At 63.3% G+C, this 24823-nt stretch carries 19 protein-coding genes and 2 pseudogenes (1 of these 21 cut by a window edge); 7 read left to right on the top strand and 14 right to left on the bottom strand.

Translation table 11 applies throughout. The annotated features are described in order from the left end of the window. Genes B4400_RS19090 through B4400_RS19075 form a run of 4 tightly spaced genes read right to left on the bottom strand, consistent with a single transcriptional unit; the run spans position 1 to position 3827 of the window. The gene (locus B4400_RS19090; protein ID WP_078312142.1) at positions 1-1107 is read right to left on the bottom strand and encodes an ABC transporter permease; all 1107 of its coding nucleotides are present in this window, start codon (positions 1105-1107) and stop codon (positions 1-3) included. After that, positions 1104-2294: a cysteine desulfurase family protein gene (locus B4400_RS19085; RefSeq protein WP_078312141.1), complete on the bottom strand. Its 1191-nt coding sequence runs from the start codon at positions 2292-2294 to the stop codon at positions 1104-1106. The genes B4400_RS19090 and B4400_RS19085 overlap by 4 nt, the downstream gene beginning before the upstream one ends. Next, positions 2269-2670 (bottom strand): iron-sulfur cluster assembly scaffold protein, encoded by a 402-nt coding sequence (locus B4400_RS19080; protein ID WP_078312140.1) that lies wholly within the window; start codon positions 2668-2670, stop codon positions 2269-2271. The genes B4400_RS19085 and B4400_RS19080 overlap by 26 nt, the downstream gene beginning before the upstream one ends. Beyond that, complete coding sequence (locus B4400_RS19075) at positions 2670-3827, bottom strand: LuxE/PaaK family acyltransferase (protein WP_078312139.1); 1158 nt, start codon at positions 3825-3827, stop codon at positions 2670-2672. The genes B4400_RS19080 and B4400_RS19075 overlap by 1 nt, the downstream gene beginning before the upstream one ends. A 110-nt stretch (positions 3828-3937) precedes the next feature. Between B4400_RS19075 and B4400_RS19070 the strand changes: the two genes are divergently transcribed. Then, positions 3938-5503 carry an acyl-CoA carboxylase subunit beta gene (locus tag B4400_RS19070; RefSeq protein ID WP_078312138.1) on the top strand — a complete coding sequence of 522 codons (1566 nt, stop codon included), beginning with the start codon at positions 3938-3940 and terminating at the stop codon, positions 5501-5503. 146 nt (positions 5504-5649) lie between these two features. Here B4400_RS19070 and B4400_RS19065 read toward each other — a convergent pair whose 3' ends face one another. Next, positions 5650-6333: a hypothetical protein gene (locus B4400_RS19065; RefSeq protein WP_078312240.1), complete on the bottom strand. Its 684-nt coding sequence runs from the start codon at positions 6331-6333 to the stop codon at positions 5650-5652. Between the two features lie 84 nt (positions 6334-6417). On the opposite strand from B4400_RS19065, the gene B4400_RS19060 reads away from it, so the two are divergent. Further along, positions 6418-6837 (top strand): PPOX class F420-dependent oxidoreductase, encoded by a 420-nt coding sequence (locus tag B4400_RS19060; RefSeq protein ID WP_078312137.1) that lies wholly within the window; start codon positions 6418-6420, stop codon positions 6835-6837. A 31-nt stretch (positions 6838-6868) separates the two neighbouring features. After that, on the top strand, positions 6869-7663 hold the full coding sequence (locus B4400_RS19055; protein WP_078312136.1) for an alpha/beta fold hydrolase: 795 nt from the start codon (positions 6869-6871) through the stop codon (positions 7661-7663). Here the strand turns inward: B4400_RS19055 and B4400_RS19050 are convergent, their stop codons facing one another. The 6 genes and pseudogenes from B4400_RS19050 to B4400_RS19025 all read right to left on the bottom strand — a co-directional run bounded on the left by B4400_RS19050 (position 7664) and on the right by B4400_RS19025 (position 11809). Further along, positions 7664-8440: a glucose 1-dehydrogenase gene (locus B4400_RS19050; RefSeq protein WP_078312135.1), complete on the bottom strand. Its 777-nt coding sequence runs from the start codon at positions 8438-8440 to the stop codon at positions 7664-7666. Positions 8441-8696: 256 nt separating this feature from the next. Then, positions 8697-9132: pseudogene (locus tag B4400_RS19045) on the bottom strand (hypothetical protein); the annotation flags it as partial. Between the two features lie 373 nt (positions 9133-9505). After that, positions 9506-9903 (bottom strand): annotated as a pseudogene (locus B4400_RS19040) (nitronate monooxygenase); the annotation flags it as partial. Positions 9904-9944: 41 nt separating this feature from the next. Beyond that, the gene (locus B4400_RS19035; protein ID WP_078312239.1) at positions 9945-10961 is read right to left on the bottom strand and encodes an alcohol dehydrogenase catalytic domain-containing protein; all 1017 of its coding nucleotides are present in this window, start codon (positions 10959-10961) and stop codon (positions 9945-9947) included. 214 nt (positions 10962-11175) lie between these two features. Continuing rightward, entirely contained in the window at positions 11176-11478 is a 303-nt protein-coding gene (locus B4400_RS19030) for a hypothetical protein (RefSeq protein WP_139361484.1), read from the bottom strand. 49 nt (positions 11479-11527) lie between these two features. After that, entirely contained in the window at positions 11528-11809 is a 282-nt protein-coding gene (locus B4400_RS19025) for a hypothetical protein (RefSeq protein ID WP_078312132.1), read from the bottom strand. 253 nt (positions 11810-12062) lie between these two features. On the opposite strand from B4400_RS19025, the gene B4400_RS19020 reads away from it, so the two are divergent. The 4 genes from B4400_RS19020 to B4400_RS19005 all read left to right on the top strand — a co-directional run bounded on the left by B4400_RS19020 (position 12063) and on the right by B4400_RS19005 (position 15272). After that, a complete protein-coding gene (locus B4400_RS19020) occupies positions 12063-12707 on the top strand; it encodes a TetR/AcrR family transcriptional regulator (protein WP_078312131.1) in 645 nt (214 codons plus the stop codon). Beyond that, entirely contained in the window at positions 12707-13939 is a 1233-nt protein-coding gene (locus B4400_RS19015) for a glycosyltransferase (protein WP_078312130.1), read from the top strand. Before B4400_RS19020 ends, B4400_RS19015 begins: the two co-directional genes overlap by 1 nt. Positions 13940-14166: 227 nt before the next feature. After that, positions 14167-14784, top strand: a complete 618-nt coding sequence (locus B4400_RS19010; RefSeq protein ID WP_078312238.1) for a TetR/AcrR family transcriptional regulator — start codon at positions 14167-14169, stop codon at positions 14782-14784. A gap of 44 nt (positions 14785-14828) precedes the next feature. Beyond that, entirely contained in the window at positions 14829-15272 is a 444-nt protein-coding gene (locus B4400_RS19005; protein WP_078312129.1) for a hypothetical protein, read from the top strand. A gap of 3 nt (positions 15273-15275) precedes the next feature. Here B4400_RS19005 and B4400_RS19000 read toward each other — a convergent pair whose 3' ends face one another. The 3 genes in view from B4400_RS19000 to B4400_RS18990 are tightly spaced (at most 14 nt apart) and all read right to left on the bottom strand, a layout consistent with a single transcriptional unit that may run on beyond the window. Next, positions 15276-15950: a methyltransferase family protein gene (locus B4400_RS19000; RefSeq protein ID WP_078312128.1), complete on the bottom strand. Its 675-nt coding sequence runs from the start codon at positions 15948-15950 to the stop codon at positions 15276-15278. A 14-nt stretch (positions 15951-15964) separates the two neighbouring features. Beyond that, the gene (locus B4400_RS18995) at positions 15965-24118 is read right to left on the bottom strand and encodes a non-ribosomal peptide synthetase (protein WP_078312127.1); all 8154 of its coding nucleotides are present in this window, start codon (positions 24116-24118) and stop codon (positions 15965-15967) included. Next, positions 24115-24823, bottom strand: partial view of a non-ribosomal peptide synthetase gene (locus tag B4400_RS18990; protein ID WP_078312126.1) — the 3' end only. The gene runs 23690 nt beyond the window's last position; only the last 709 of its 24399 coding nucleotides appear in the window; its start codon lies off the right edge, out of view — the gene reads right to left on this strand; the stop codon is at positions 24115-24117. The genes B4400_RS18995 and B4400_RS18990 overlap by 4 nt, the downstream gene beginning before the upstream one ends.

The raw sequence follows: 24823 nt of genomic DNA, 5'->3' as shown, positions 1-24823 counted from the left end.
TCACCTCCGAAAGGCCTGGGCAGGGTCGATCCGTGTCACCCGCCGGACAGGAATCAGTGATCCGATGATCGCCATGACAGCGGTCGCCGCAGCCATGGCGACGAGCATGGCGGGAGTGACTTCCACCGTGACGTCTCCCAGCCGATCCTTCACCAGGAATTGCACCCCGTAGGTGACACCCGCCCCCAATAGGTATCCGAGTCCGGCGATCAGGATGGCCTGGGCAATCACGGTGCGGCACAACTGCGCGGGACGAACCCCCAACGCGCGCAGCACTCCAAAATCACTCATCTGCTCGGTGGTCACCGCGAGAACGGTCAACCCCACGAGCGCGACACCAACCAGCGCGGCGATCCCGATCATCGTCTTCAACGGTCGCCCGATCATCGAAATGACAATCGCCCGGCTGTTCTCGGCAAAAGTCGCCGAGGTGAGCGCGTCCATCCCAGGGGCCGCCTTCCGGACCGAGTCCGCGACCTGGTCGGCAGTGAATCCTTCAGCAGGATGAATCAGGAAGTAGGACACGCGATTTCCTGCACGCAATAGGTGCGCGGCGTCCGGCAGGGAGATGAACGCGTAGAAGTTTCCCACGGCGGCGGTTTGGTTGGACAAACCCACTACGGTGAAATCACCGTCCACGAGCTGCACCTTGTCACCGACATGGATCTTGTTCTTCTTGGCAAGCACTCGATCGAGCACCACCTCGCCCGACCCACTCACGTTGCGGCCCTCCGATAACGACCACGGGCCTCCCACACCGGTGGCCGTGTCGTATCCAACGACGAAATACGCGGTGTGCCCACCGTTGTGCACGAAATCGGATGGCAGGCCGAGGATCGGTTCTGCCGACTGCACGCCGGGGACCTTGAGCAACCGGTCCTTGCCGTCGCCGGGCAGCCACGACACCGCACGGAACATCTGGGAAACGCCGGGCTGAACCACCCACACCGCGCCTTTGGAGTGGTCGATGTAGGTGGTCACCTGATTCGTGGTGCCCACAAAAATGCCGGACATCACCAGCACCAGAATCACCGCGACGGCGACCCCGATCACCGAGAGGACGAATCGGGCACGCTCGGCGACAAGGTTCTTGACGGCGACGATCATCGGATGATCCCGCCCGCCATCGCGCGCAGCCTGTGCACAGCCCGGGTGGTGACCGCTATGACCCTCTCGACCTCATCCGGTGACACGTCCGGACCCATCGAGAATCGCACCGTGGCCCGCGCTTGATCCTCGGTCAGCCGCATCGCTTGCAGCACATGAGAAACCGAGTCCTCCCCGGCATGGCACGCCGATCCGGTGGACACGTAGATGCCGTGCATGTCGAGATCGTCTGCGAGGGTGTCCGCACGAATGCCGTCGAAGCGCACGCTGACGGTCTCCTCCAGCACCGGGTCGGTCGCGTTAAGATGTACACCGCCCACAGAGCGAAGCCCGGCAATCAGCTGCTCCCGACGGTCCCGCATTCCCAGCCGGTACCCCATCGACGCCATGCGCAGACACACGTCGGCTGCGGCGGCCATGCCGAGTGCGCCGGGCACGTTCTCCGTGCCCGCGCGCAACCGGTTCTCCTGCGGTCCGCCACGCATGACCGGCAACAGTCGGTGCCCACCCCGCACCAGTAGCGCGCCCATACCGCGAGGGCCGCCGAACTTGTGCGCCGACACCGAGATCATCTTGGCACCAAGGCTTGTCAGATCCAGCTTGCCCGCAGTGTGCACGGCGTCCACATGGAACGCTACGCCCGATCGCGTGGCGATATCGGCGATCGCCCGGACAGGCTGGATCGCGCCGGTCTCGTTGTTCGCATGCATCACCGAGACCAGCACGGTATCGCGGCGCAGCGCCCGACCCACAGTCGTGGCATCGACATGTCCCGTCGGTGCGGGATCCACGAAGGTCACCGCCACGCCCAGGTCCTGCAGCGCATGAGCATTCGCCAGGACTGCCGGGTGCTCAATGGACGAGGTCACGAGGTGGCCCCGAAATCCCACGGCGGCAAAGGTTCCCCACAACGCCAGGGTGTTCGCTTCACTTCCGCCGGAAGTCAGCACCACCTCCTCGGCGTCGGCTCCGAACAGCGCAGCAATGGTCTGCCGGGCGACGGCGAGGGCATCGGAGGCGTCACGTCCAGCGCTGTGGCGGCTCGATGGGTTGCCGACCAGGCTATGTCCGCCCAGTATCGCCTGTGCGGCCCGCGGATGCAGGGGTGCGGTGGCGGCATAGTCCAAGTAAATGTCGGACGGCGCCGACTGCGCCGGCGGGCTAAGTTCCAGGGATGGTGCTGACATCTTCGTCAATTCCGTTGCGGTAGTTGTTGGCTAGGCGCTGGGCGACATCGGCGCCGAGGGCGGCGACGTGCTGCTGTTCCGGCGAGAGGCCCCCCGACCACTCAGCGACCTGCGTCGTTTGGATCGCCGCGATCGCCTCCACTGACATACCGGTGAGCCGCTCGGTCAGGATGGACGCGACCGCCAGGGAGGCCGAGCATCCGTATGCCTCGAATCCGACCCGACTCACGACCTCGTCCTGGATCTGCGCGGTCAACAGGATCTGGTCCCCACACACCGGGTTACCGATAAAGGCGGTCACATCGACCTGCGCCAGGCGGCCCGAATTGCGCGGGTTGGTGAAGTGGTCGACCACCGTAGCACTGAATCGGGGCACTAGGCGCCCGCCCCTTGAGAGGCCCCAGTAGAAGTCAGCTCGCACTCGGCGACGACTTCCCTTGAGTCGATATACTTTTCGATACTCACGGCGCAGCAGCCTAGTTCGGCACCTTGACGCCGCCGCCGGAACTTCACGGTCTGGCCGGTACGGCCGCAGGGGCAATCGCTCTCGTCCACCTCGCCGATGTCGTCGGAGAGCAGGAAACCGGGGTACGCGGTGTTCAGCGCGTCAAGGATCGCTATCCCGCCGGTCTTACCGGGTTCAAGCTCGACGGCCGCATCGGTGACGTCCCGGATCGAGATGTAGCACCACGGCGGCACATGCTTGCGCTGATGCTCGCACTCAATGGCGAGCATGTTGGACTCGATCATGCCGTACATGTCACGGATGCGGGTGCGGTCAACGCCCAGCACACGCTGTGCCTTCTCGTTGAAGTCGTCTCGGCTTATCGAGTTTCCGGTGTACTGCTTCCAGCCGCCGAGCATGATGATCAACGAATCGGGGTCGAGGGTGAGCGGAATATCCTCGAGCTCCAGGTATTTCAGGAACCGGGCGATGATGAAGGGCGGACCGATCAGGTGCCGCGTCATCCGCCCCTCCCAGCTCCGCAGCAGTGCCAGCGCCTCCTCGGGATCGAAGGAGTATTCGCGCACGACGTAGCGGTGATCGTCGAGCATGCCGGTCAGCAGGTTGAAGATCTTGACCATGCCCATCTCGGGCACCTCGGCGGTAGACGGGCACAGGAATAGCCCCGCCCCCTGGGAAATACCGAAGAAGTCCCGGTATCCGCCGAAGATTCCGACCGACGCCCGGGTCACCGTCGTCGCATCGCGCCGCGCTACCGACGGCACGCCGCTGGTGCCGGTAGACCTGATCTCAATCTCGACATCCTCAAGCCCACAGGTCATGAGGACATGCGCGCCAGCCTGTTTGAACATGCTGACCGGAAGCAGAGGGATGCGCTGCAGGTCAGCCCAGCCGTGAATGTCACTCGGGGTGAGGCCGACAGCTTCGCACTGGGCGCGATAGAACCCGTTGCGGTCGAAGTGCAACGCGAAAGCCTGACGCACCACGTCGGTGAGCGACCCCCGCCAGTCGTCCCGCGTCGCCCGGAGGGCTTCCCCCGGCATCCCGAGCATGGTGACCAAATCCACTGCGCATCTCCTTTGACTGCCTAGCCCACACAGGGCATCGGTGGAGTGGTCGAATCATCGTGAGGAAAAGTTCCCGCAGAGTTTCCGGGCTTTATGGAAGAGTCCGGACCATGGCTGATGAACCATTGCGCGCGGACCACGCGGAGCTACTGAGAAGACGTGCGCTTACCGAGGACGCCGCCCGCCCCGATGCGGTTGCCCGCCGCCATGCCACCGGCAGTCGCACCGCACGCGAAAACATCGCCGATCTGGTGGATGCGGGGTCATTCGTGGAATACGGGCGATTCGCCATCGCCGCGCAGCGTGGACGACGCGACATCGCCGACTTGATCGCCCGCACACCCGCCGATGGCCTCGTTGCCGGGACGGCCCGCGTCAACGGCGACATGTTCGGCGCCGACCGCAGCGCGTGCGCCGTGCTGTCCTACGACTACACCGTGCTGGCCGGAACGCAGGGCGCACTCGGCCACCATAAGAAGGACAGACTGTTCGATCTCATCGAACGCATGAAGCTGCCGACGGTGTTCTTCGCCGAGGGCGGCGGCGGACGCCCCGGTGACACCGACTACCCCGTGGTCTCCATGCTCGATGTCCGCGCGTTCAAGTTGTGGGCCGCGCTATCGGGGGTGGTGCCACGGATCTCGGTAGTCAAGGGACGGTGCTTCGCGGGCAACGCCGTCATCGCGGGTTGCTCGGACCTGATCGTGGCGACCAAGGACACATCCATCGGCATGGGTGGCCCGGCCATGATCGCCGGCGGAGGGCTCGGCGAGGTGCATCCGGATGAGGTCGGGCCGTTGTCGGTGCAGTCCCCCAATGGTGTGGTCGATGTGGTCGTCGACGACGAGCAGCAGGCCGTCGCCGTCACCAAACGGCTCATTGGGTACTTCCAGGGAGCAATAGAACCCGGACCAGCAGCGGACCAAACTGTCTTGCGGACAATGATTCCCGAGCGCGCGCGGAGAGCCTATCCGGTGGCGCCCATCATCGAGACGCTGGCCGACGCGGGCTCGGCGACGTTCCTGCGAGAGAAGTTCGCGCCCGAGATGGTGACGGCACTCGCGCGCATCGAGGGCCGTGCCGTGGGCATTCTCGCCAACAATTCAATGGCGATGGCGGGAGCGATCACGGCCGCCGCATCGGATAAGGCCGCGCGGTTCCTGCAGCTATGCGATGCCTTCGGCTTGCCGGTGCTCTCGCTGGTCGACTGCCCGGGGTACATGGTGGGTCCCGCTGCGGAGGCCGATGCGCTGGTCCGGCGTGCATCGCGGATGCTCGTCGCCGGGGCAGCACTACGCGTACCGCTTGTCTCGGTCATCCTGCGCCGCGGGTATGGCCTTGGCGCACAAGCGATGACTGGCGGCAGCCTGCACGAACCACTGCTAACGGTCGCCTGGCCGGGCGCGCATCTGGGGCCCATGGGCCTTGAGGGCGCCGTACGTCTGGGGCTGCGCAAAGAGTTGGAGGCGATTCCCGACGAGGCCACCCGAGAAGAAGCCGTGCGTCAGGGCACGGCTGCGGCACAAGAGAATGCCAAGGCGCTCAACGCCGCTCAGATCTTTGAGATCGACGATGTGATCGACCCTGCCGAGACGCGCTCTCTCATCGCCTCGACATTCGCTGCCGCCATGCGAGAGCCGTTGCCGCCGCGCAGATCTGTCGTTGATACGTGGTAGTGCCTCAGCGGGCGCTCGGAATCCAGTCGCCGTGGAATCCACTCGGTACACGATGGAAGTCTGATGGTCGCGACGTCCGCCAGGGTCTGGACATCCAGAATGGTTAGCGCGCCGCGACCAGGCGACCTGTCACAGATCTGAACCCGTTACCGCGCCGACTCCACGAACTCACGCTTTCCGTATCGGAGGGTGGCGTCCTGCCAACGGCCACCGGCGGCCCCGACCAGGCGTCGCGCGGTGTCCACATCCTTGATATCCGCGATCAGGATCAACCACCCGTCCTCGGTCACCGACCCGCCGGCCAACGCTTCGCGCGCGGTCCCATCCGCGGCCAGCGCGTCGTGGAACCGCACCCGATCGATGCCCGGAGCCTCCACAGCCACGGCATTGATCCCCGCATCCCCCGCCGGCAGATACTCGAAGGTGAGCACCGATTCCTGACCGAACTGCCGACCCACCTGCTCACCGATGCGTCGCAGATCATCGCGATCCACGCAGGCAAGTTCGAAGGCCCGTGACCGCTCGTAGGTCATGCGCTTGCTGTCCTGCGACCAATACACACCATCGACCGATGTCGACCGCACAGGCAGCACCAGGTTCTGGACGGTCATCGCACTCACTTGCAGCGAGAAGTCATCGAGTGGGTCACGCAGACGCCCATCGGCGGGGTCAGTGATGATCGCGGTGTTGTTGGTTGCGAACAGCTCTGCCTGGGGGCGGCCCGGATCGCCCGCAACGCACGACTGTGGATCGGCCTGGGCGTATCCCGCGGGCGGGATGACCGCGACGAGGGCCAGCACCGCAATTCCGATCGCGAGTACGCGAGTCACCCGATGCATTATTCCGGCACGCCGCCTCCTGACGGAAGTGCGAATTTGACCTCAAGCGCGGTTGAGATTCTAGGTTGTGGGCTCATGACCTCGATCCTCGATCCATCCGTCCGCCAGTTCCTCGATTCGGCTCCCGCACTGGTGGGGCAGCTGGGATACCTAGGAACCGACGGACGCCCGCTCGTTCTACCCATCTGGTACCGGCTCGCCGCCGATCACCTGCAGTTCGTCACACGTGTGGACACTCTGAAAGTCAGGGCGTTGCAACGGGACCCGCGTGCCGTAATCACCGTGGCAACACCAAACGAGCCCTACCTGTATGTCCAGATCCAAGGTGAAGCCAAGCTGGAACCGGACGAGGCCGAGGTTCGCACCACCCTGATCGACATCACCGCCCGATACCTGGGAGCCGAGCGCGCCGCGCCCTACGTCAACGAGCATCACAGCGCACCCGGAGAGGCGATCGTGCGGGTACATCCCGTCCGTGTCCACGCTGCTCTCTGATACCTGCCTCTGACTACCCAGGAGACTCCCGATGTACACCATCACCATCAACGGTGCACAGCTCACCTTCGACGATCAGGGCCTGGACGACGGGCCCGCAATCCTGCTACTCACCGGATGGGGGCACGACCACCGCGCGTATGACGAGCTGTTGCCCTACCTCGTCGCCCGCCACCGCGTCATTCGCATGGACTGGCGCGGTCACGGCATCGACCGCACTGCCGTTGCCGACTTTGGTCTTGCGGAACAGATTTCAGATGTCACCGGGCTGCTCGACGCCCTCAGCGTGCAGTCGATCGTCCCCGTGGCTCATGCCCACGCCGGATGGACGGCGCTGGAGATCGCCGAACTTCTCGGCGCGGCGCGGGTGCCGAGCGTCGTCATCGTGGACCTCATCATGTCGGAGGCCCCCACCGAATTCCTCAACGGCATAAGAGCATTCCGCGATCCGCTGCGCTGGCAATCCAGCCGCCTCGAGTTCCTCCGCGCCTGGCTGGCCGGTAGCGACAACGAGGCCGTCAACCGGCATATCCGTTCCGAGATGGGCGGATTCGGGTTCGACGTGTGGGCACGGGCCGGACGAGTCATCGAGGATGCGTACAGCACGTGGGGCTCACCCATGTCGCGCATGGAGAAGCTCACCGAACCGCGGCGCGTTCACCACATCTTCTGCAGGCCAGAACGCACCGCCTACGACGATCTCCACGACGAGTTCCAGTCGCGCAATCCCTGGTTCAGCTACGCACGGCTGCGCGGTACGACCCATTTCCCTCAGCTGGAGTTGCCCGCGCAGGTCGCACAGGAGATCACGAACCTGCTCTCGTAACTACTGACCCGTCATTGTTTTCACGGTGGGGCCGGCCGTCCAGCCGCCGTCCACGGCGAGCTCGGCCCCGGTGACGTAACTCGCGGCATCCGACAGTAGATAGGTGACCGCGCCGGCCACTTCCTCGGGAGTCCCCACCCGGCCCATGGCGGTGATGGGCATATTGCCTTCCCCCCGCTGAAAACCGGCCTGAGCAGTCATGGGCGTGTACACAACGCCAGGGTGCACGGAGTTGACCCGAATTCGATCGAGTCCCAGTTCGACGGCTGCGACCTTGGACAGACCCCGCACGCCCCATTTAGACGCGCCATAGCCGGAGGTGAGGGCCAGACCGACGAGACCGGCGGCGGACGAGATGTTCACGATCGAACCACCGCCGCATGCGCGCATCGGCGGGATAACGGCCTGCATGCCGATGAAGACGCCCACGAGGTTCACGTCGATCACCTTGCGAAAGTGTTCAAGCGGCTCGTCGGCCACCAACGAGGCACTGGATATCCCGGCGTTGTTCACCAAGCCGGTAACCGAACCGAACTCCGCGAGTGTGGTCTCGACCAGGGCCCGCCACTGGTCGGCATCGGTCACGTCCAGGTGGGCGAATCGCGCGGAGTCACCGAGCTCGGCGGCAAGCTGCCGGCCATTGTCATCGAGCACATCGGCGATGACTACTCTGCCGCCGTGCGACACGATGCGATGCGCGAAGGCCGCGCCGAGCCCGCGGGCACCACCCGTAACGATGATGTTCTTTCCTTGTAGCAGAGCAGAATTGCCATTCATGATTTCAGGCAACCACAACCCTACGAGCGGATGCGGAGCTTCTCCCACCCAACGGGAGGAGTGAGCGATAACACCGGTACACACCAATTGTGAGGTGGCACCAAAGGATTCGAAATCCTTTAGATCTCGACGGACTCCGCATCTGCGGGAGCACCATCGGCGGGTACGGGCTCGGGATTCGGCGCTAACACCGATGCGGGGATCACCTCGGGACCCTCCGCATGCGCGGGCACATCCAACGGCGCAGCCCCAGCCTCGTCCGCGTTGTCCATTGGTAGATACATATGACGCTTGAACTGTGACTGGTAGGCGCCGCCTCCACCAATCCTGACGCCGCCTCCCTCGCCACTGGAGACAGCGGTGCCATCGGGCAGCGTGACAGCGGTGTGACCGCCATTCCAGCCAATCACCAGTGCACCAGGAGCGGTGCCGTACTTGAAACCACGTGCGAGGAGCGCGCGCTCCTGGTTCCCGGTGTTGAACCGAGAACCGAACGCGGGGCGATCGGTGGCGACGTTGGACACCCAGGAGGCCAGGCCGGAGCAGTCGGTGCCCCGTGCGGAGTCTCCGCCCGAGATATATGGCGTACCCGAGACCTGATGGATAAACGCCAGCAAAGCAGCGAGATCAGACATGAGACCGGACGCTAACAACGAGCTTGACGGCCTACCAAAATATGTGGCTTGCGTCATATTTGCTGATGATTATGGCGGGAATTACTCTCCGCCAACGCCTTACTGATTACGGTAGTGCACCCATAACCGTACGTCCACTCCAATAAACCTGCAGGACATAGTTGGTTTGTCGAATGCGCGCGGACGTTGATTCGTAATTTGCTGCGCCCTACCCACATTGGTCACTTTTCCTATACATCCGCGCATCTCTTGTATTAACGCAGGAAAATTTCTGTTACCCATCCCACCTTTTTCGCGATGCGTGTCCCACTCTGTGGGATGGCTTGCGCGCTACTTCATTCGGCGCCGCACACCCCTTCGATAGGGCTCAAACTAGACGCCACGCCCACTTTTCCGGCGATCAGGCGGCTAGCGCCGGAAATCCGACAACTCACCCATGATTGTCGGCCACCGAACCGCCCCTCGCTTCTCTGAATCCGCTTCCCGCCCAGACATTTGTGGCCGTCGGATCGCCCGCGCGCACCGCCGCCGCCCGAACAGGGCTTGTCAGATCATGCACCTCGGTATACCCCAGTGGGGCGTGCGCTTCATGCTCGTCGATGAACCTGTTGCGTAACCCTCGTGCATAGCGTCCCGAGAATGATTTAGTCACAACGGTTTCAGAGAAGTCTGGATTCTTCAACGCAGCGCGATGGACCGGGCTACTACCCGCCTCGTCGGCCAAAGAAATGCCGTACCTAGTTGTGCAGCAACAGCTCCCGCTGCAATCACAGCGTTGACAGCCTCGGCGGTGGCCAATCCTCCCGCCATCGGTGCCACAATCACCGGCCGAGACAGCTCTCGGACGTTGAGGAGACCCACCGCCACGGTCAGGCCTTCATATCGAGGACCACGCGGAACCTCGCCGCGCCGGAGAGCATGCGTTCGTACGCCCGTGGGACCTCCGATAGGGGCATGATCTCGTTCATCGAGCGAATACCATGGTGCTGAGCGAGATTCAGATTGTCTTCGTTCTCTATCGAGCTACCTGTCAGTGATCCGACAATCGAACGGGTTCCGAAGATGAGTTCGGAGATCCTTGCCTCAATGGGCTCTGAGTCCGCCCCGACGACTATCAGCTTGCCGTTGGGCGCCAACCCCGCGATCAATGGCGACATCGAGGATCCGCTGGACGCCGTCGCGATGATTGCGGTGGCTCCGCCCAACGCGCGCAATGCCCGCGCCGGATTGCCCGCGGTGCTGTCGATGTACTCTTCGGCACCGAGTTGCGTTGCAAGATCGGCCTTTCCAGTCCCGCGGGCGATGGCAACAACCCGATAGCCCAGCGCCTTGGCGTATTGGATACCGAGGTGACCGAGCCCACCGATGCCCTGGATAGCAATCAAAGAGCCCGGCCGGACGTTCGCGGTCAACAATGCGCGGTATACGGTAAGGCCCGCACACAACAGCGGGGCCGCGTCGCGCGGATCAACAGCATCCGGGACTCGGACGAGGCCGCTAGCCCGGGCATACGCCACCTCGCTGTAGCCGCCGTCAACGGTGGTCCCTGTTTGATTCTGATCGGTGCAGTTCACAAAGTCTCCGCGGCGACATTGCTCGCATTCACCGCAGTGGCCGTTGAGGTACCCGATACCAACCCGCTCACCGAGTTTCCAGGCATGCACTCCCGCACCGACTGCATCGATCACGCCCACAATTTCATGTCCGGGCACTATGGGTTTCGACGGATCAGCCCGCAAGCCCTCGGCGGCGAAGGCGTCGGTGTGACACACCCCGCACGCCTCGACCCGAACTCGTACCTCACCTGGATGGGGTTCCGTAAGTTCCCGCTCCACCAGCCGAAAGTCCCGCTGGCCGACTACTTCGAATGCACGGTATGTGGACACGCTGCCCACAGTGGCATATATCTCCGGAGGGCTATACCTGGATGCGAGAGAAAACAGTAGACGTGGCGGGGTGGCGGATTTCTACACACCACACCTCGCGGGACGCGAGCCAGATCAACCCGCGGTCTTCAATTCATCGGAGTAGTGGCGACACGGTGTGAGGATCGTTGGCAGACCACTCATTGCCCGGTGCCGCCACCACCCCATGGGGTAGCTAGCAGGCCAGCGTGACGTACGCGACCTTTTGTCCTGCAGTGGGAACCGTCGTTGGCTGGTTGCGCATGTTGCGCCCCGGCTGCACATTTTGAACGCCTGACTGCTGCGACACTCCCTGAACTGTGCACTGCGACGGATGGTCCGACCCGACCTTGGTGATGATCACCCGGTACCCGTTGGACTTGAGGTCATTGATGACGGAGTCCGGGTCCGCAGCGGGCCCGGCCAAGGCAGCGCCGGCTGAGGCCAGGGACAGTCCCGCGGCAGCCAGTAACGCCGCCGCGGTCGCGATCTTCTTCATGATTGTTGCTCCTTCTGCGTCGTCGAAGATGAAGCTGAGTTACATCTAGTTACGAAGCGTTGTTCTTGTTGGTGCCGTACGGGACGTGCGGGTTGGTGCCCAGCGGGACCAGCGGGTTGGCACCCTCATAGGTCGGCTGGTGCGCACCCTGCTCGTAGATGACCTCGCCCGGAGCCACGCAGGGACGCAGCTCAGTGGCGTTGACACTGGTCTCGCTGGCGTAGCAGACCGGAGGAGGCGTAGGCCCCGCCAGGGCGACAGGGGCGCCCATGACAGCGACGGCTACAGCTATGCCGGCGCCTCCAACGATTGCAGCGAGTGACTTCTTCATGTGGTGTTTCCTTTCCGCTCGGTCATCTTGCTAATGGCCTAGGAAGCAAACATCACTTGCCAAAGACATCAACGTTGATGCATTCACCCTGTTCAACGGCTTCAAGGTTCACCTGGTTCCCAACTTATGAGATCCTCGGCTGATTCTCAGCTAAATCTCAGAGTACCCCATGGGGGTTAGGGTCTGCGAAAGATGGTATATAGCCGTTAACGCATCGTTAACCTGCGAAAATGAGTGCATCGCCCTAGATCAATTGATCTATAGTTCGATCATGCGATCTAAATCTGACGATGAACGCACCTTCACCGAGGTCGCTCGCCGCGATCAGATCGTCGCCTGCGCCATCGCGGTCATCGCGGAGGTCGGTTACCCGCAGACCTCAATCCGAAAGATCGCCGAGCGTGCTGATATCGCGATGAGCGTGGTGCTCTACCATTTCGGCTCCAAGGACGGACTCATCGAAGCGGTGATCGCCTCGATGTACCGGTCGGGCATTATGGCTGTGGTCCCCGAGGTTGATCGTGCGCGGACTCAGACCGACAAGCTTGCGACCTATATCCGTTCCAGCATCAGCTATTTCAATACACACCGGATTCAGTTGGCAGCGCTGGCTCAGCTCGGCACGAGTTACAAGCCACGCGACCGAAGGCGCCTTGGGGACCTGGGCCTCACCCCCGAGATGACCGAACAATTGAAGCAGCTCGACCCGTCGGCCATTCTCCGCGCGGGCCAGAAGACCGGCGAATTCTCCTCATTTCCTGTTGATTCCACCGCAATCGCACTGCGAGGAGCCGTCAACGTCGTAGTCGAGAAGATCTTGCAGGACCCCGAGTTCGATGCCCCGGGCTACGCGGAGGATCTCGTGAAGATGTTCCGCCGAGTAGTGCGGAGGGTGTAGTGGCCCGTGTCGTCATCGCCGCTATCGGCAGCCAGGGTGATGTCGCGCCGTTGACCGGCGTCGGCACTCGCTTACGTCAAGCCGGGCACCATGTGACGCTCGCCGCGTATGAGCGCTTCAGTTCCTTGATATCCAACTGTGGCTTAGATTTTCGTGGTATCGCGGGACCGGCCACGCCATCGGAGAATGCCGATGTCAACATCACGAAGGAACTAACCGAGTTCCTCGCGCCGCGAGGTATGCGATCGCTCGGCACCGCACTGCTGAATGCCATTCACGACGTGCCCGCGGACATCCTGCTGCTATCGCCGTTCTCCGAACTGGCGGGGCATCCACTCGCCGAAGCGAAAGGCATTCCCTCCATAGGGGTCCGGCTGCAGCCCTGGTCTGCCACCGCCGAGTTTCCCCCGGCCACCCTCGGAGCCTGGTCCGCGGGGACGGCGGGCAATCGTCTGGCGTCCCACGCCGGGGCCTGGCTTGTCGATCGCCTCTACGGCGGGGTGGTGTCCGGGTTCCGGCGAGACCTCGGGCTGCCGAAGGCATCGACCGGGCAGCTGCGGCGGCGCAGGTCAGAATCGGAATGGCCTGTTCTGCACGGCTTCTCACCGAACATTGTGCCGCGACCATCGGACTGGCGATCGGGGCTGAAGGTCGCCGGATACTGGTGGCCGGAGGCCGATCCGCAGTGGCAGCCTTCCCCCGTGTTGGTCGACTTTCTCGCGGCGGGTGATCCTCCGGTGTTCATCGGCTTCGGGAGCACGATGACCTCGGCCGCTCACGCAGTGCGCCTATCGGAGCTCGTGCGGGAGGTGCTCCGCCGGGTGGGTATGCGCGGGATCGTGCAAACCGGTTGGGCAGGAATCAATGCCGATGACGATGGCCTCCTGACGGTGGGCGAGCTGCCGCACAGCTGGCTCTTTCCCCGGACGTCCGCGGTTGTGCACCATTGCGGCGCTGGGACAACCGCTGCCGGACTGCGTGCCGGAGTACCGACGGTCGCCGTACCCGGCCTGGGCGATCAACCCTTCTGGGCTCAACGGCTCCGGGATCTCGGACTGAGTGCCGGCACCATCCCACAACGAGCCCTGACTATCGAGCGGCTTGCAGACGCCATCCGCGCCGCCAGCATCGACCAAGAGCTCACGCGCCGAAGCCGTCGCGTCGCAGACCTCATCGCTGCCGAGGACGGCGCCGCCGACGTCGTCATGACCGTTGACCAATTGCTGAGCTGAGGGCGCTGGCCCAAGGCCTTGCCAGGGGGTGACCGAGGAAGTCCGCGACACCCCTCGTGAGTCAGTCCACGTCAATGTCGCGGGGTGAACTCGGTCGCGGTTCCCTGGTCCTGCCATCTGACAGAATTACGGAAACAGTGTTGCCGTAATTGCCCGCCGGTGTCAAGTCCGACATACTGGCCGGTGTGACGGACGAGCGACGAACGCGCGGCCGCCCACCCATACCCATGGATTCGATCGTCGATGCGGCGCTGCGGATCGTGGACGAGGAGGGCGGCGAGGCGCTGTCCATGCGCGCGCTGGCACGCCGGCTCGATTCCGGGACCGCGACCATCTATCGGCATTTCGAGAACCGCACTGAGCTGGTCGCATATGTCGTCGATCGAGTGTTCGGCGAGGTCGAGTTCGACGACGAGAAACTCGCGGAACTCCCCTGGCAGCGCGCGTGCACCGTCACCTCACGTGCTTTGTTCGATGCCATGCGACGCCATCCGAACGTCGCCGCGCTGCTCACCGATCAGCTGCCTGTCGGGCCGAAGGTTTTCATGCTCCGCGAGCGCACGCTCGCACTGTTTGTGAATGCAGGATTCTCACCGGTGGATGCGGCCCGCATATATACGACTGTGGGCCGATACGTCCTGGGCTTCGCGACTCAGCTGGGCGTGGAACATCGGAGCCGCAGCACCGACCCGGCGCTCCTGATGCGGCTCGTACAGGGCCTCGACCTGGCCAACTTCCCGATGACACTCGCGATCGGGAATTCCCTCGCGGTTTCGATCGAGGAGGATTTCGAGTTCGGCCTCGGACTCCTGGTCACTGGCCTTGAGCACCTGCACGACAAGTAGCGGTCGCAGCGTTGGTGACAGCACCACAGCAGTAGGGTCGAGTGATGACCAGCGCCGGATATGTGCTCAGCACTGCCACCGCGGTAACGCTTCTCGCGGCCGGACTCATCTTCCTACTCGCCCTTGGACTGGGCGTATGGAAGTACCGCCAGATGGCCACGAGCCCAACCCATCTCGCTCACCCGTATGTCGATACCGCGCATCGGGCCGCGTTGCTTTATGCGTTCGCCACCCTGCTCACCGCGGCATTCGTCGAGTTGAGTGCGTGGCCCGGCTGGGTAAACCTCACTGCCGCCATGGTGCTGGTGTTCTTCTTCCTGGCGGCGATAGTGAGCTACATGGTGCACGGGGCCTTACGCGACACCACCAATCAATTCGAAGATCCCAACCCCGGCATGCACGTGGCAATGGTTCTACTCGTCGTCGGCGAGATGGGTGGGTTCGCGGTATTGCTTGCAGGATTCGCACGTGCCCAATGGTTTTCGTAATAGTCACCACACATACGGCAGGAGGCGATAGCGCGCTTTCAGAGCGTACTCGCGGTAGCCGTCCAACTGATCGATGAGCAACCTCTCTTCGTCACGGATGCGCACGATGAGTGCGACCAGGCCGGGGATCACCGAGACCAACCCCCAGTACGAGCCGAGCGCCAGCGAAAAACCCACGATGGTGATCACATTGCCGGTGTACATGGGGTGGCGCACCAGCCCGTAGAGACCAGTGGACACGACAGTCTGTCCCGTCTCCACCTGCACCGTGGAGGCGGCAAAACTGTTCTGAATGACCACAAGGCTCGTGACACCCAACCCAACGGCCACCAGAACATCACCCATGACGCATACCGCCGGTGGCACCGACGACCAGCCAAAGCGATGATCCAGCGCGCTGATCACCACCATCGCCGCCAGCGATATGTACCAGCCGCCGATAAGGAGCTTCTGCACCGTTCGGGCTTCTGCCGCTGGCCCCGCGTGCTTACGCCGTTCGTGCGCAGCTGGATTGACCCGCTGCAGATACACGGTGGGTATCCATGTCGACAGTGCGAATACCACCAGAAAGACCCACACCTGCCAGTAGTCGGGGGTTCCTGCGAGCACGAACAGCACCGAGCCGAACACGGCAAGTTCGACAATCCCTAGCCCCAACACTCGCACAATGGCTTTCACTGATCCTCCTTCACTCATCGAGTGGGACAGTTCGCCAACTGCTGGGCCAGACTTCTGACCGATGGCGCATCGAACAACGCGAGCATCGTCAGGTTCACGTCCAGGGCGGTGTTGATCGCGGCGACCACACGCATCGCCCCAAGCGAATTGCCACCCAGGTCAAAGAACGACTCTTCAACCCCGACCCGATCCACACCCAGCACATGAGCGAAGATGCTGGCCAGGATCTGCTCGTTCAAGCTAGCCGGGGGGCTATAGGCGCCGTTGGTCTCGCTGACTTCGCCAACCGAAACCCCAACCGGCGGTGCGGTCTGGTCGATCCACCCGCTCCACCGCGTGCGCCCGGTCTTGTCCGATAGATCCAGGGACGACAACGGGCGGCCCGGGTGGGAAGTCATCCACACCAGCACCTGTGTGAACCGCTCGATCAGCTCGTCGATGCTCTCCGCATCGAACACATCCGTGTCGTATTGGACCCGAAGTTCCAATTCCCGGCCCGGCCCGGCCTGCACAGCGATCGGATAGTGGTAGTAGTCGCGACTGCTGAAACCAGTGATGGCCAATCCGTCGATTTCCGATGCCGTCCCCGTATCGGTCGGATAGTTCTCATAGACGAAAACGGTGTCGAACAGTCTTTCCTGACCGGTAATGCGATGGATGTCACTGAGCGCCAGGTGCTGGTGCTCGAGAGTATCGTTATGCGCACTTTGTAACTGATGCAACAGATCTGAGGTAGTGGTAGTCGCAGCGACGGTCGCCCGCACTGGCACCGTATTGATCAACAGTCCTACCATCGATTCGGCACCGAGTACTTCGGCCGGACGCCCTGAGACCGTCGAACCGAACGCGACATCATGCTGTCCGGTCACCGAACTCAGCAGCAATGCCCACGCTCCCTGCAGCACGATGTTGACGGTCGTCTGATGTGAGCGCGCCAGCTTGGTGAGCCCTCGCGTGGTCTTCGCGGGCACCCTGAACGAGTCGACACTTCTCCGCCCAAACTGTAGCTTCTGCTGCGGGCCAACGAGAATGGGCGTGTCGAACCCGTCCAACACCCGCCGCCAGGCCGCATGCGCGGCGTCATGATCTCGTTCGGACAGCCAGGTCACGAAGCTGCGGTACGACGCCGCAGGAGGCAATCGCAGACCGTGGTAGCCGGCGAATATCTCCTGCATGAGAATCGGCATGGACCACCCATCGAGCACGATGTGGTGATTGGTGAGCACGAACCGATGCCGGTCGTCCGCGATCCGGATGAGCGCAGCCCGGAACGCCGGTTGCTCGGCGAGATCGCAGACCGCGGCGCGTTCGGCCACACAGATCTGTTCGATCTGCTCAGCGATATCCAGATCGGCGATGTCGGTGTCTAACTCGACGTATCGCCAGGGCACCGCGGGATCAGCGGGAATGATTTGTACCGGATGCTCGAACTGCTCGGAGAAGCGAGCCGCCAGATGCGGATGCCTTCCAACCACTGCCTGCACCGCACCGCCGAGTCGCTCCGCGTCGAGCGAGCCGCTCAGCGCGATATCGAACTGCACCGCATACACATCGTCACCCGAGCTGTTGGCGATGCCCGCGTGATAAAGCAGCCCCTGCTGCAGGGGAGTCAGCGGCAGCACGTCGGCGATCGGGAACTGATTCTGCAATCCATCGATCTGCTGCTGGCTGAGCCGGGCGGGGACGATATCCGACGGCGTCAATCCGCCTCCGCCCCTTCGCACGTACGCACAGATACCGGCGAGCGCGTCAAACCACAGCCGGTTGATCCGGCTGACCGCCATGCGATCCAGTGCGGTCGGCGCCCAGGTCCAGGTGGCATTCAGATGCGGGCCGGTATCTGTGTCGATGGTGACGGCATTGAGCTCCACGGTATGCGGCAGCGCGATGGGCATCGCCCCGGCGGCGCCAGTCAGGGACAAGCCTTCTTGACTGAAGCGCCATACATCTCCGGACGCGTAGGCCGCCGGAGCCCCCAGCCGCCCGAGATAGTTGAACCCGATTGCCGGGTCGGATGCGGGCAGATCCACATCGGGGTTGAGGTACCGCAGCAGACCGTAGGTCAGACCGTCGGGTAGATCTCGAAGCTGCTCCTTGGCATCTTTGATGACCGTTCCCAGCGCCGTGTCCCCGGCCACTACCTGCGTCCAGCGCAACCCACCGACCGCCAACGACACCGGGTACTTGGTGGTGAACCACCCCACCGTGCGCGACAGGTCGATACTGCGATCCACGACGCCACCCGGGCCCGTCAATTCCTCCTGGCGCCCATGGCCCTCGACATCGATGGCGATCGGGGCACCGCCGGTTCCCAGGTGTTGCGCCCACGCCAAGGCAAATGCGATCAGCAGGATCTCGTGTACTCCGGTGTGGAATGCCGCCGGCACCTCACCCAAGAGCATGTGCGTTGTCTCGGCATCGAGAAACTCGGTCAGGTACCCGGCCGTGGCAAACGTATCCTCAGCCGGTTGCGGAGCAGCCAGCCCTGAAGGGATCGCCCCCACCCTCCGCCACGCATCCGCCTCGCGCACTACGTCGGGCTGGTGCGCGTGTTCGGCCAGCCGGTCGGCCCACCGCTGGAACGACGTTCCCGCCGGCGGCAACAGCACCTCTTGCCCACCACGCAGCTGGGTCGCGGCGATGGTCAAGTCCTCCAACAGAATCCGCCACGACACCCCGTCGACGGCGAGATGGTGAACGATCAACACCAGCTGGCTGCTGGCTGTTACCCATAGGGCACGCAGCATCACCCCGGCCCCCGGGTTCAACCGCGACCGCGCCGCCATCACTGCTTCATCGGTCAAGGTGTCCACCGATTGCAGACACTCGTGTGCGTCGACCGTGCCCGGCTCGGGCACCGTCAACGACCAGCCCCCGGCATCGTCACCCTGAGCGCGTAGCCGCAACATGCCGTGTCGATCCAGCAAGGCCTGCAGCATGATGACAACGGCAGCCTCGGTGACACCTGCGGGTGACTGCAGCACCACGGTCTGGTTGAACTCGTCAATCGGGCCGTCAATCCCCTTCAACCACTGCATTATCGGGGTTGCCACCACTGACCCGAGGCCCTCGTCGACCACACCACTGGCACTGTCGGCCATCCTGACCACCCGTGCCAGCCGGGCCACGGTCTGCTGCACGAAGATGTCGCGCGGCCGACCGACCAGGCCGGCGCCATGAGCCCGCCACACCACCTGGATAGCGGAAATGCTGTCCCCGCCGAGGTCAAAGAATGAGTCGTCGACACCGACCCGGTCCAGACCCAGAACCTGCGCGTATATGCCGGCCAGAATCTCCTCGACAAGGGTGGCGGGTGCCCGATAGTGATCGACATCGGTGTATTCCGGTGCGGGCAAGGCCTTCTTATCGATCTTGCCGTTGACCGTTAATGGCAAGGCCGCCAGGGCCACCACGGCGGCGGGCACCATGTAGTTCGGGAGACACTCAGCCAGCTGTGCGCGGATCTTGCCCGAGTCGGCGGTACCTGTGATGTAGCCGACCAGACGCCTATCACCCGGACGATCCTCCCGGGCAATCACAACCGCCTGTTCAACCCCGTTCAGATCCATTAACGCCGAATGGATTTCACCGAGCTCAATACGATGCCCGCGGACCTTCACCTGCTCATCGGCGCGCCCCGCATACTGCAGCTGGCCGTCCTGCCCCCAGCACATCAAGTCCCCGGTACGGTACATCCGCGACCCCGGCGTCCCAAACGGGCAGGCCACAAACCGGGAGGCGGTCAAGCCTGTCCTGCCCAGATAGCCGTGACCCAAACCAGCACCCGCCACGTACAACTCGCCAACCACACCGGCTGGTACCGGCCGCAACCATCCATCCAGCACGGCAAACCCGAGGTGGGCCAGCGGCAATCCGATCGGGCTGACCGTGCTCTCAAGATCGGCGGCGGTGATTTCGCGGAACGAGGCATGCACCGTCGTTTCGGTGATCCCGTACATATTGATCAATCGTGGTAACACCGGATGCCGGTCCCGCCACTGCGCCAAACGCTGCGGTTCCAACGCCTCCCCTCCGAACACCACCACCTCAACACCGAGCTGGCCGGCGGACTCGGCAGCCATCGCATCCACCGTTTGCAGCGCATAGAACGCCGAGGGCGTCTGACTCAACACACTGACCTGCTCGTCTACCAATAGGGCATGGAACTCTTCGGGCGACCGCACCACCGATTCGGACACGACCACCAGCCGCCCACCATGCAGCAGGGCACCAAAGATCTCCCACACCGAGAAGTCGAAAGCGAGCGAATGGCTCTGCGCCCACACCTGACCCGCCGATAACTCGAGGTCGGCGTCAAGCGCTCGCAACAGACGAGTCACATTCCGATGCGGAATGGCAACACCTTTGGGCACACCGGTTGTCCCCGAGGTATAAATCACGTAAGCGACATCCGCGGCCGTCGGACCCACCGACGGCGCGCTCGCGGGCTGAGCATCAAGCGCCGGGTCATCCATATCGATGACCACGACCCCGTACCCATCCAACCGATTCACCAGATCGGCAGTGGTCACCGCGACTACCGGCTCGGCGTCCGCGACCACGAACTCCAGCCGTGTACCCGGCACTGCCGGATCGATCGGCACATAGGCCGCACCGGTCTTGAGAACCCCCAGGATCGCCACGATGGCCTCAACCGACCGCGAGAACAGCAGAGCCACTCGCTCTCCAGGGCCCACGCCATACTGGACAAGCAAGTGCGCCAACCTGTTCGACGCCTCATCCAGTTCCTGGTAGGACACATGGCTGCCGTCGAAACAGACCGCCAGCGCCCCAGGCACCCGAGCGACCTGCTGGGCGAACAACGCGGGGATCGACACCGCGGTCTCGGGCCTGGCCAACTCCGCCCGATTGCCCCAGCCATCCAACTGGGCGAGCTCCTCGGCATCCAACACGTCGATCGCCGACAACGGCCGGGTGTCGTCGGCAGTCATCGCCTCGAGCACCCGTTGTAACCGATCGATCAGAGTCTCGACACTGCCCGTGTCGAACACATCGGTGCGAAACTCCACCGTCCCCGAAATCCCCGCGGCATCGCCTGATTCGGTCCAAGACTCGGACAGCGAAAACGACAGATCCATCCGGGCCGAGTGAGTATCCAGCGGTAGCTGCGTGAGCTGCAGGTCTGCCAACGCCACTCCGCCGCGAGAGTCGCCTATCTGTCCGGGCACGTTCTGCCAAGCCAGCATCACCTGCACCAAGGGGTGATGGGTCAGCGACCTGGCCGGATTCAATCGCTCGACGAGCACCTCGAATGGCACGTCCTGATTCTCGAAAGCGCCCAAACTGCGTGCCCGCACCTGAGCCAGCACTTCGGTGACACTGGGGTCTCCTGCTAGGTCAACCCGCAGCACCAACGTGTTGACGAAAAACCCGACCAGTTCATCGAGCGCCGCGTCGCGACGTCCGGCGATCGGGAATCCCACCGCCACATCAGAACTCGCGCTGAGCTTGGAGAACAGCACAGCGAGGGCCGCCTGCATGACCATGAAACTCGTCGCGTTGTGTTCCCGGGCCAATCGATTGACCTGCTGCTGCAAATCCGCCGGCCAACTCACGTCCACCCTGGAGCCACGTTGATCAGCCACCAATGGATACGGCCGGTCGGTCGGCAGCGCCAAACGCTCGGGCATCTCGGCCAGCGCTTCTTCCCAGTAGGTCAATTGCCGGGAGATGCGGCTCTCGCTGTCATCCAGTACGCCCAGCTGCGCGCGCTGCCACAGTGTGTAATCGGCGTATTGGACGGCCAATGGCTTCCAATCGGGGGCCTGCCCCGCATGCCGGCTGGCGTAGGCCACACCCAGGTCGGAGACCAGTGGGGTAACCGACCAACCGTCCGCGGCGATATGGTGCACCACCGCCACCAATACGTGATCATCCTCGGTAGTGCGGAAAAGCCTTGCTCTCACCGGGATCTCAGTCGCGAGGTTGAAACTGTGCCGCGCCGAATCTGCAATCGATTCTTCCAGCCGGCCTGCTGGCCATCCGGACGCATCCACAACGTCCCAGCCGAATTCGATCTCCTCGGCCGCGACGACCAGCTGCTGCGGTTTCCCGTCGACCGCCGGGAACAGCGTGCGCAGGCTCTCATGGCGATTCAGCACGTCCACGAACGCCGAGCCAAGGGCATCCTCATCAAGGGGCCCCTGCAGGCGCAGCCCCACCGCCAGATTGTAAACCGGTGAAGGACCATGCAATTGGTCGATGAACCAGAGTCGGCTCTGCGCAAAAGACAAGGGCATCACCTCCGGCCGCTCGCCGGCTACCAAGGGCTCCAGTCGATGCTCGTCACCGCCGATGCGGAGCATCAGCTGCGCCACCGTCGGAGCGTCGAACACCGCACGCTCTTCTAGACCGGCATCCATGGACCGGTTAAGCGCGGCGACCAGACGCATCGCCAACAGCGAGTCCCCACCTAGGTCGAAGAATGAGTCGTCGATACCGACGCGGTCCAGGCCCAGAACTTGCGCATAGATGCCGGCCAGGATCTCCTCGGTCGGATTTGCCGGGGCGCGGTATTGATCGATGGATCGATACTCCGGGGCCGGCAAGGCGCTCTTGTCGAGTTTTCCATTGACAGTCAACGGAAAGCCTCGCAAGGTGACCACCGCGACAGGGACCATGTAGGAGGGCAGCCTGTCGGACAACCCGTCACGCAACACCACCGGGTCGGCCGTGCCGGTGATGTAGGCGACCAACCGCCTATCTCCGGGACGGTCTTCGCGAGCGATAACCACAGCCTGGTCGACACCTTCGAAACCCAGTAACACTGATTGAATTTCACCGAGCTCGATGCGATGCCCACGAATCTTGACCTGCTCGTCGGCCCGTCCCAAATATCGCAGTTGTCCGTCGGAGCCCCAGCACACCAGGTCTCCGGTACGATACATCCTGGTACCGGGCTCTCCGAACGGACAGGCCACAAATCTGGTGGTGGTCAACGGCGCACGTCCCAGATAGCCATAACCCAAAGCCGCGCCGGCCACATACAGCTCGCCGACCACATCAACCGCTACCGGCTGCATCCAGTCGTCCAGGACCGCAAATGCCAAGTGGCCAAGAGGTACTCCGATCGGGCTGTCCGCGCCGTCGACGTCGCCGGCAACGATCTGACGGAACGAGGCGTGGACCGTCGTCTCGGTAATCCCGTACATGTTGATCAATCGCGGTGAGCCTGGATGGTCCTCGAACCACCCCCTCAGACGCTGCGGCTCCAACGCCTCCCCTCCGAAGATCACTGCCGCAAGATCGAGCTGCCGACCGTTCGGCCGAGTCGCGTCCAGAGCCTGCAACGCATAGAACGCCGACGGTGTCTGACTCAGCACATTGACGTGTTCATCAACAAGCAGCGCATGGAACTGCTCGGGTGAGCGCACCACCGAATCCGACACCACCACCAGCCGCCCACCATGCAGCAATGCACCGAAAATCTCCCACACCGAGAAATCGAAGGCCAACGAATGACACTGGGACCAAACCTGTCCCGGCGGCAACTCCAGCTCGGCGTCAATTGCCTCAATCAGCCGCGTTACATTATGGTGCGCAATAGCAACACCTTTCGGGACGCCGGTGGTTCCAGAGGTGTAGATCACGTACGCGATATCATCGCCGCCGGGCGTCACCAATGTTGGCCGTCCATCAACCGCAGCAGTCTCGGCGGGGACGTCGCCAACGTCAATGACCACCAGCCCGCGTCCGTTCAGCCGGCTCGCCAGATCGGAAGTGGTGACCGCGACCAACGGCTCAGCATCGGCCAGCACGAACTCCAGCCGGGCATCCGGCACCGATGGGTCAATCGGCACATACGACGCACCGGTTTTCAACACCCCCAGGATCGCCACGACTGCCTCAACCGACCGTGAGAACAGCAACGCCACCCGCTGCCCAGCACCCACTCCGTGCGCAAGAAGCCAGTACGCCAACCGATCCGAGGCCTCATCGAGTCCGCGGTATGACACGTGGCTGCCACCGAAGCTGGCCGCCACCGCGCCCGGATGACGCGCCACCTGCTCGGCGAACAATGCCGGAATCGACATCGAGGTCACGGGACGGTCCAGCGCTGCCCGGTTACCCCACACATCCAGCTCCGTGCGCTCATCCGTGTCGCCCAGATCCATGGACAACAAGCGCCTGGTGGCATCGGCTTTCACTGTTGCTGCACCTCCCCCGTCATGGCCTCCAGCACTCGCTGGAACCGCTCGACGATCTTTCGCACCCGGTTCGCACTGAACACGGCGGTATCGAATTCGACACGCAGGACCAGTTCATTGCCGGGCATGGCTTGCAGGGTCAGCGGGTAGTGGTTGTACTCGCGGCCGCTGACTTCGGTGATGGCCAACCCGTCGGCCATCGATGACGCCACGGACTCCACCGGATAGTTCTGGTAGACGAACAGGGTGTCGAATAGTTGATCATGACCGACGGCATGGTGGATCTCGCTGAGGGCCAGATGCTGGTGGTCGAGGGTATCGCTATGGCGGCGCTGCAGATTGTCCAGCAGCTCGGCGATGGTGGTGTCCGGCGTGATCGTCGCTCGCACCGGCACAGTGTTGATCAGCAGGCCGACCATTGAATCCGCACCTGCCACCTCCGCAGACCGGCCTGAGACCGCGACACCGAAGGCGACATCGTGCCGGCCCGTCAGCCACATCAGCACCTGCGCCCAGGCCGCTTGCAGCACGGTGTTGACCGTGGTGTGTTCAGCACGCGCCAATTCATTGGCAGCCCTTGTTGTCTCCGTGGGCAACCGGTAGGTCTCCGTGGCACGTCGCCCTGACGTTGTCCGGGCCTTGGGGGCGACCAACGCCGGGGTGTCGAATCCCGCGAGAACGTCGCGCCAGGCCTGGCGCGCACTG

This window comes from Mycobacterium sp. D16Q13 (assembly GCF_002013375.1).
Lineage (GTDB): Bacteria > Actinomycetota > Actinomycetes > Mycobacteriales > Mycobacteriaceae > Mycobacterium.
This window is presented reverse-complemented; position numbering and strand designations above follow the sequence as displayed.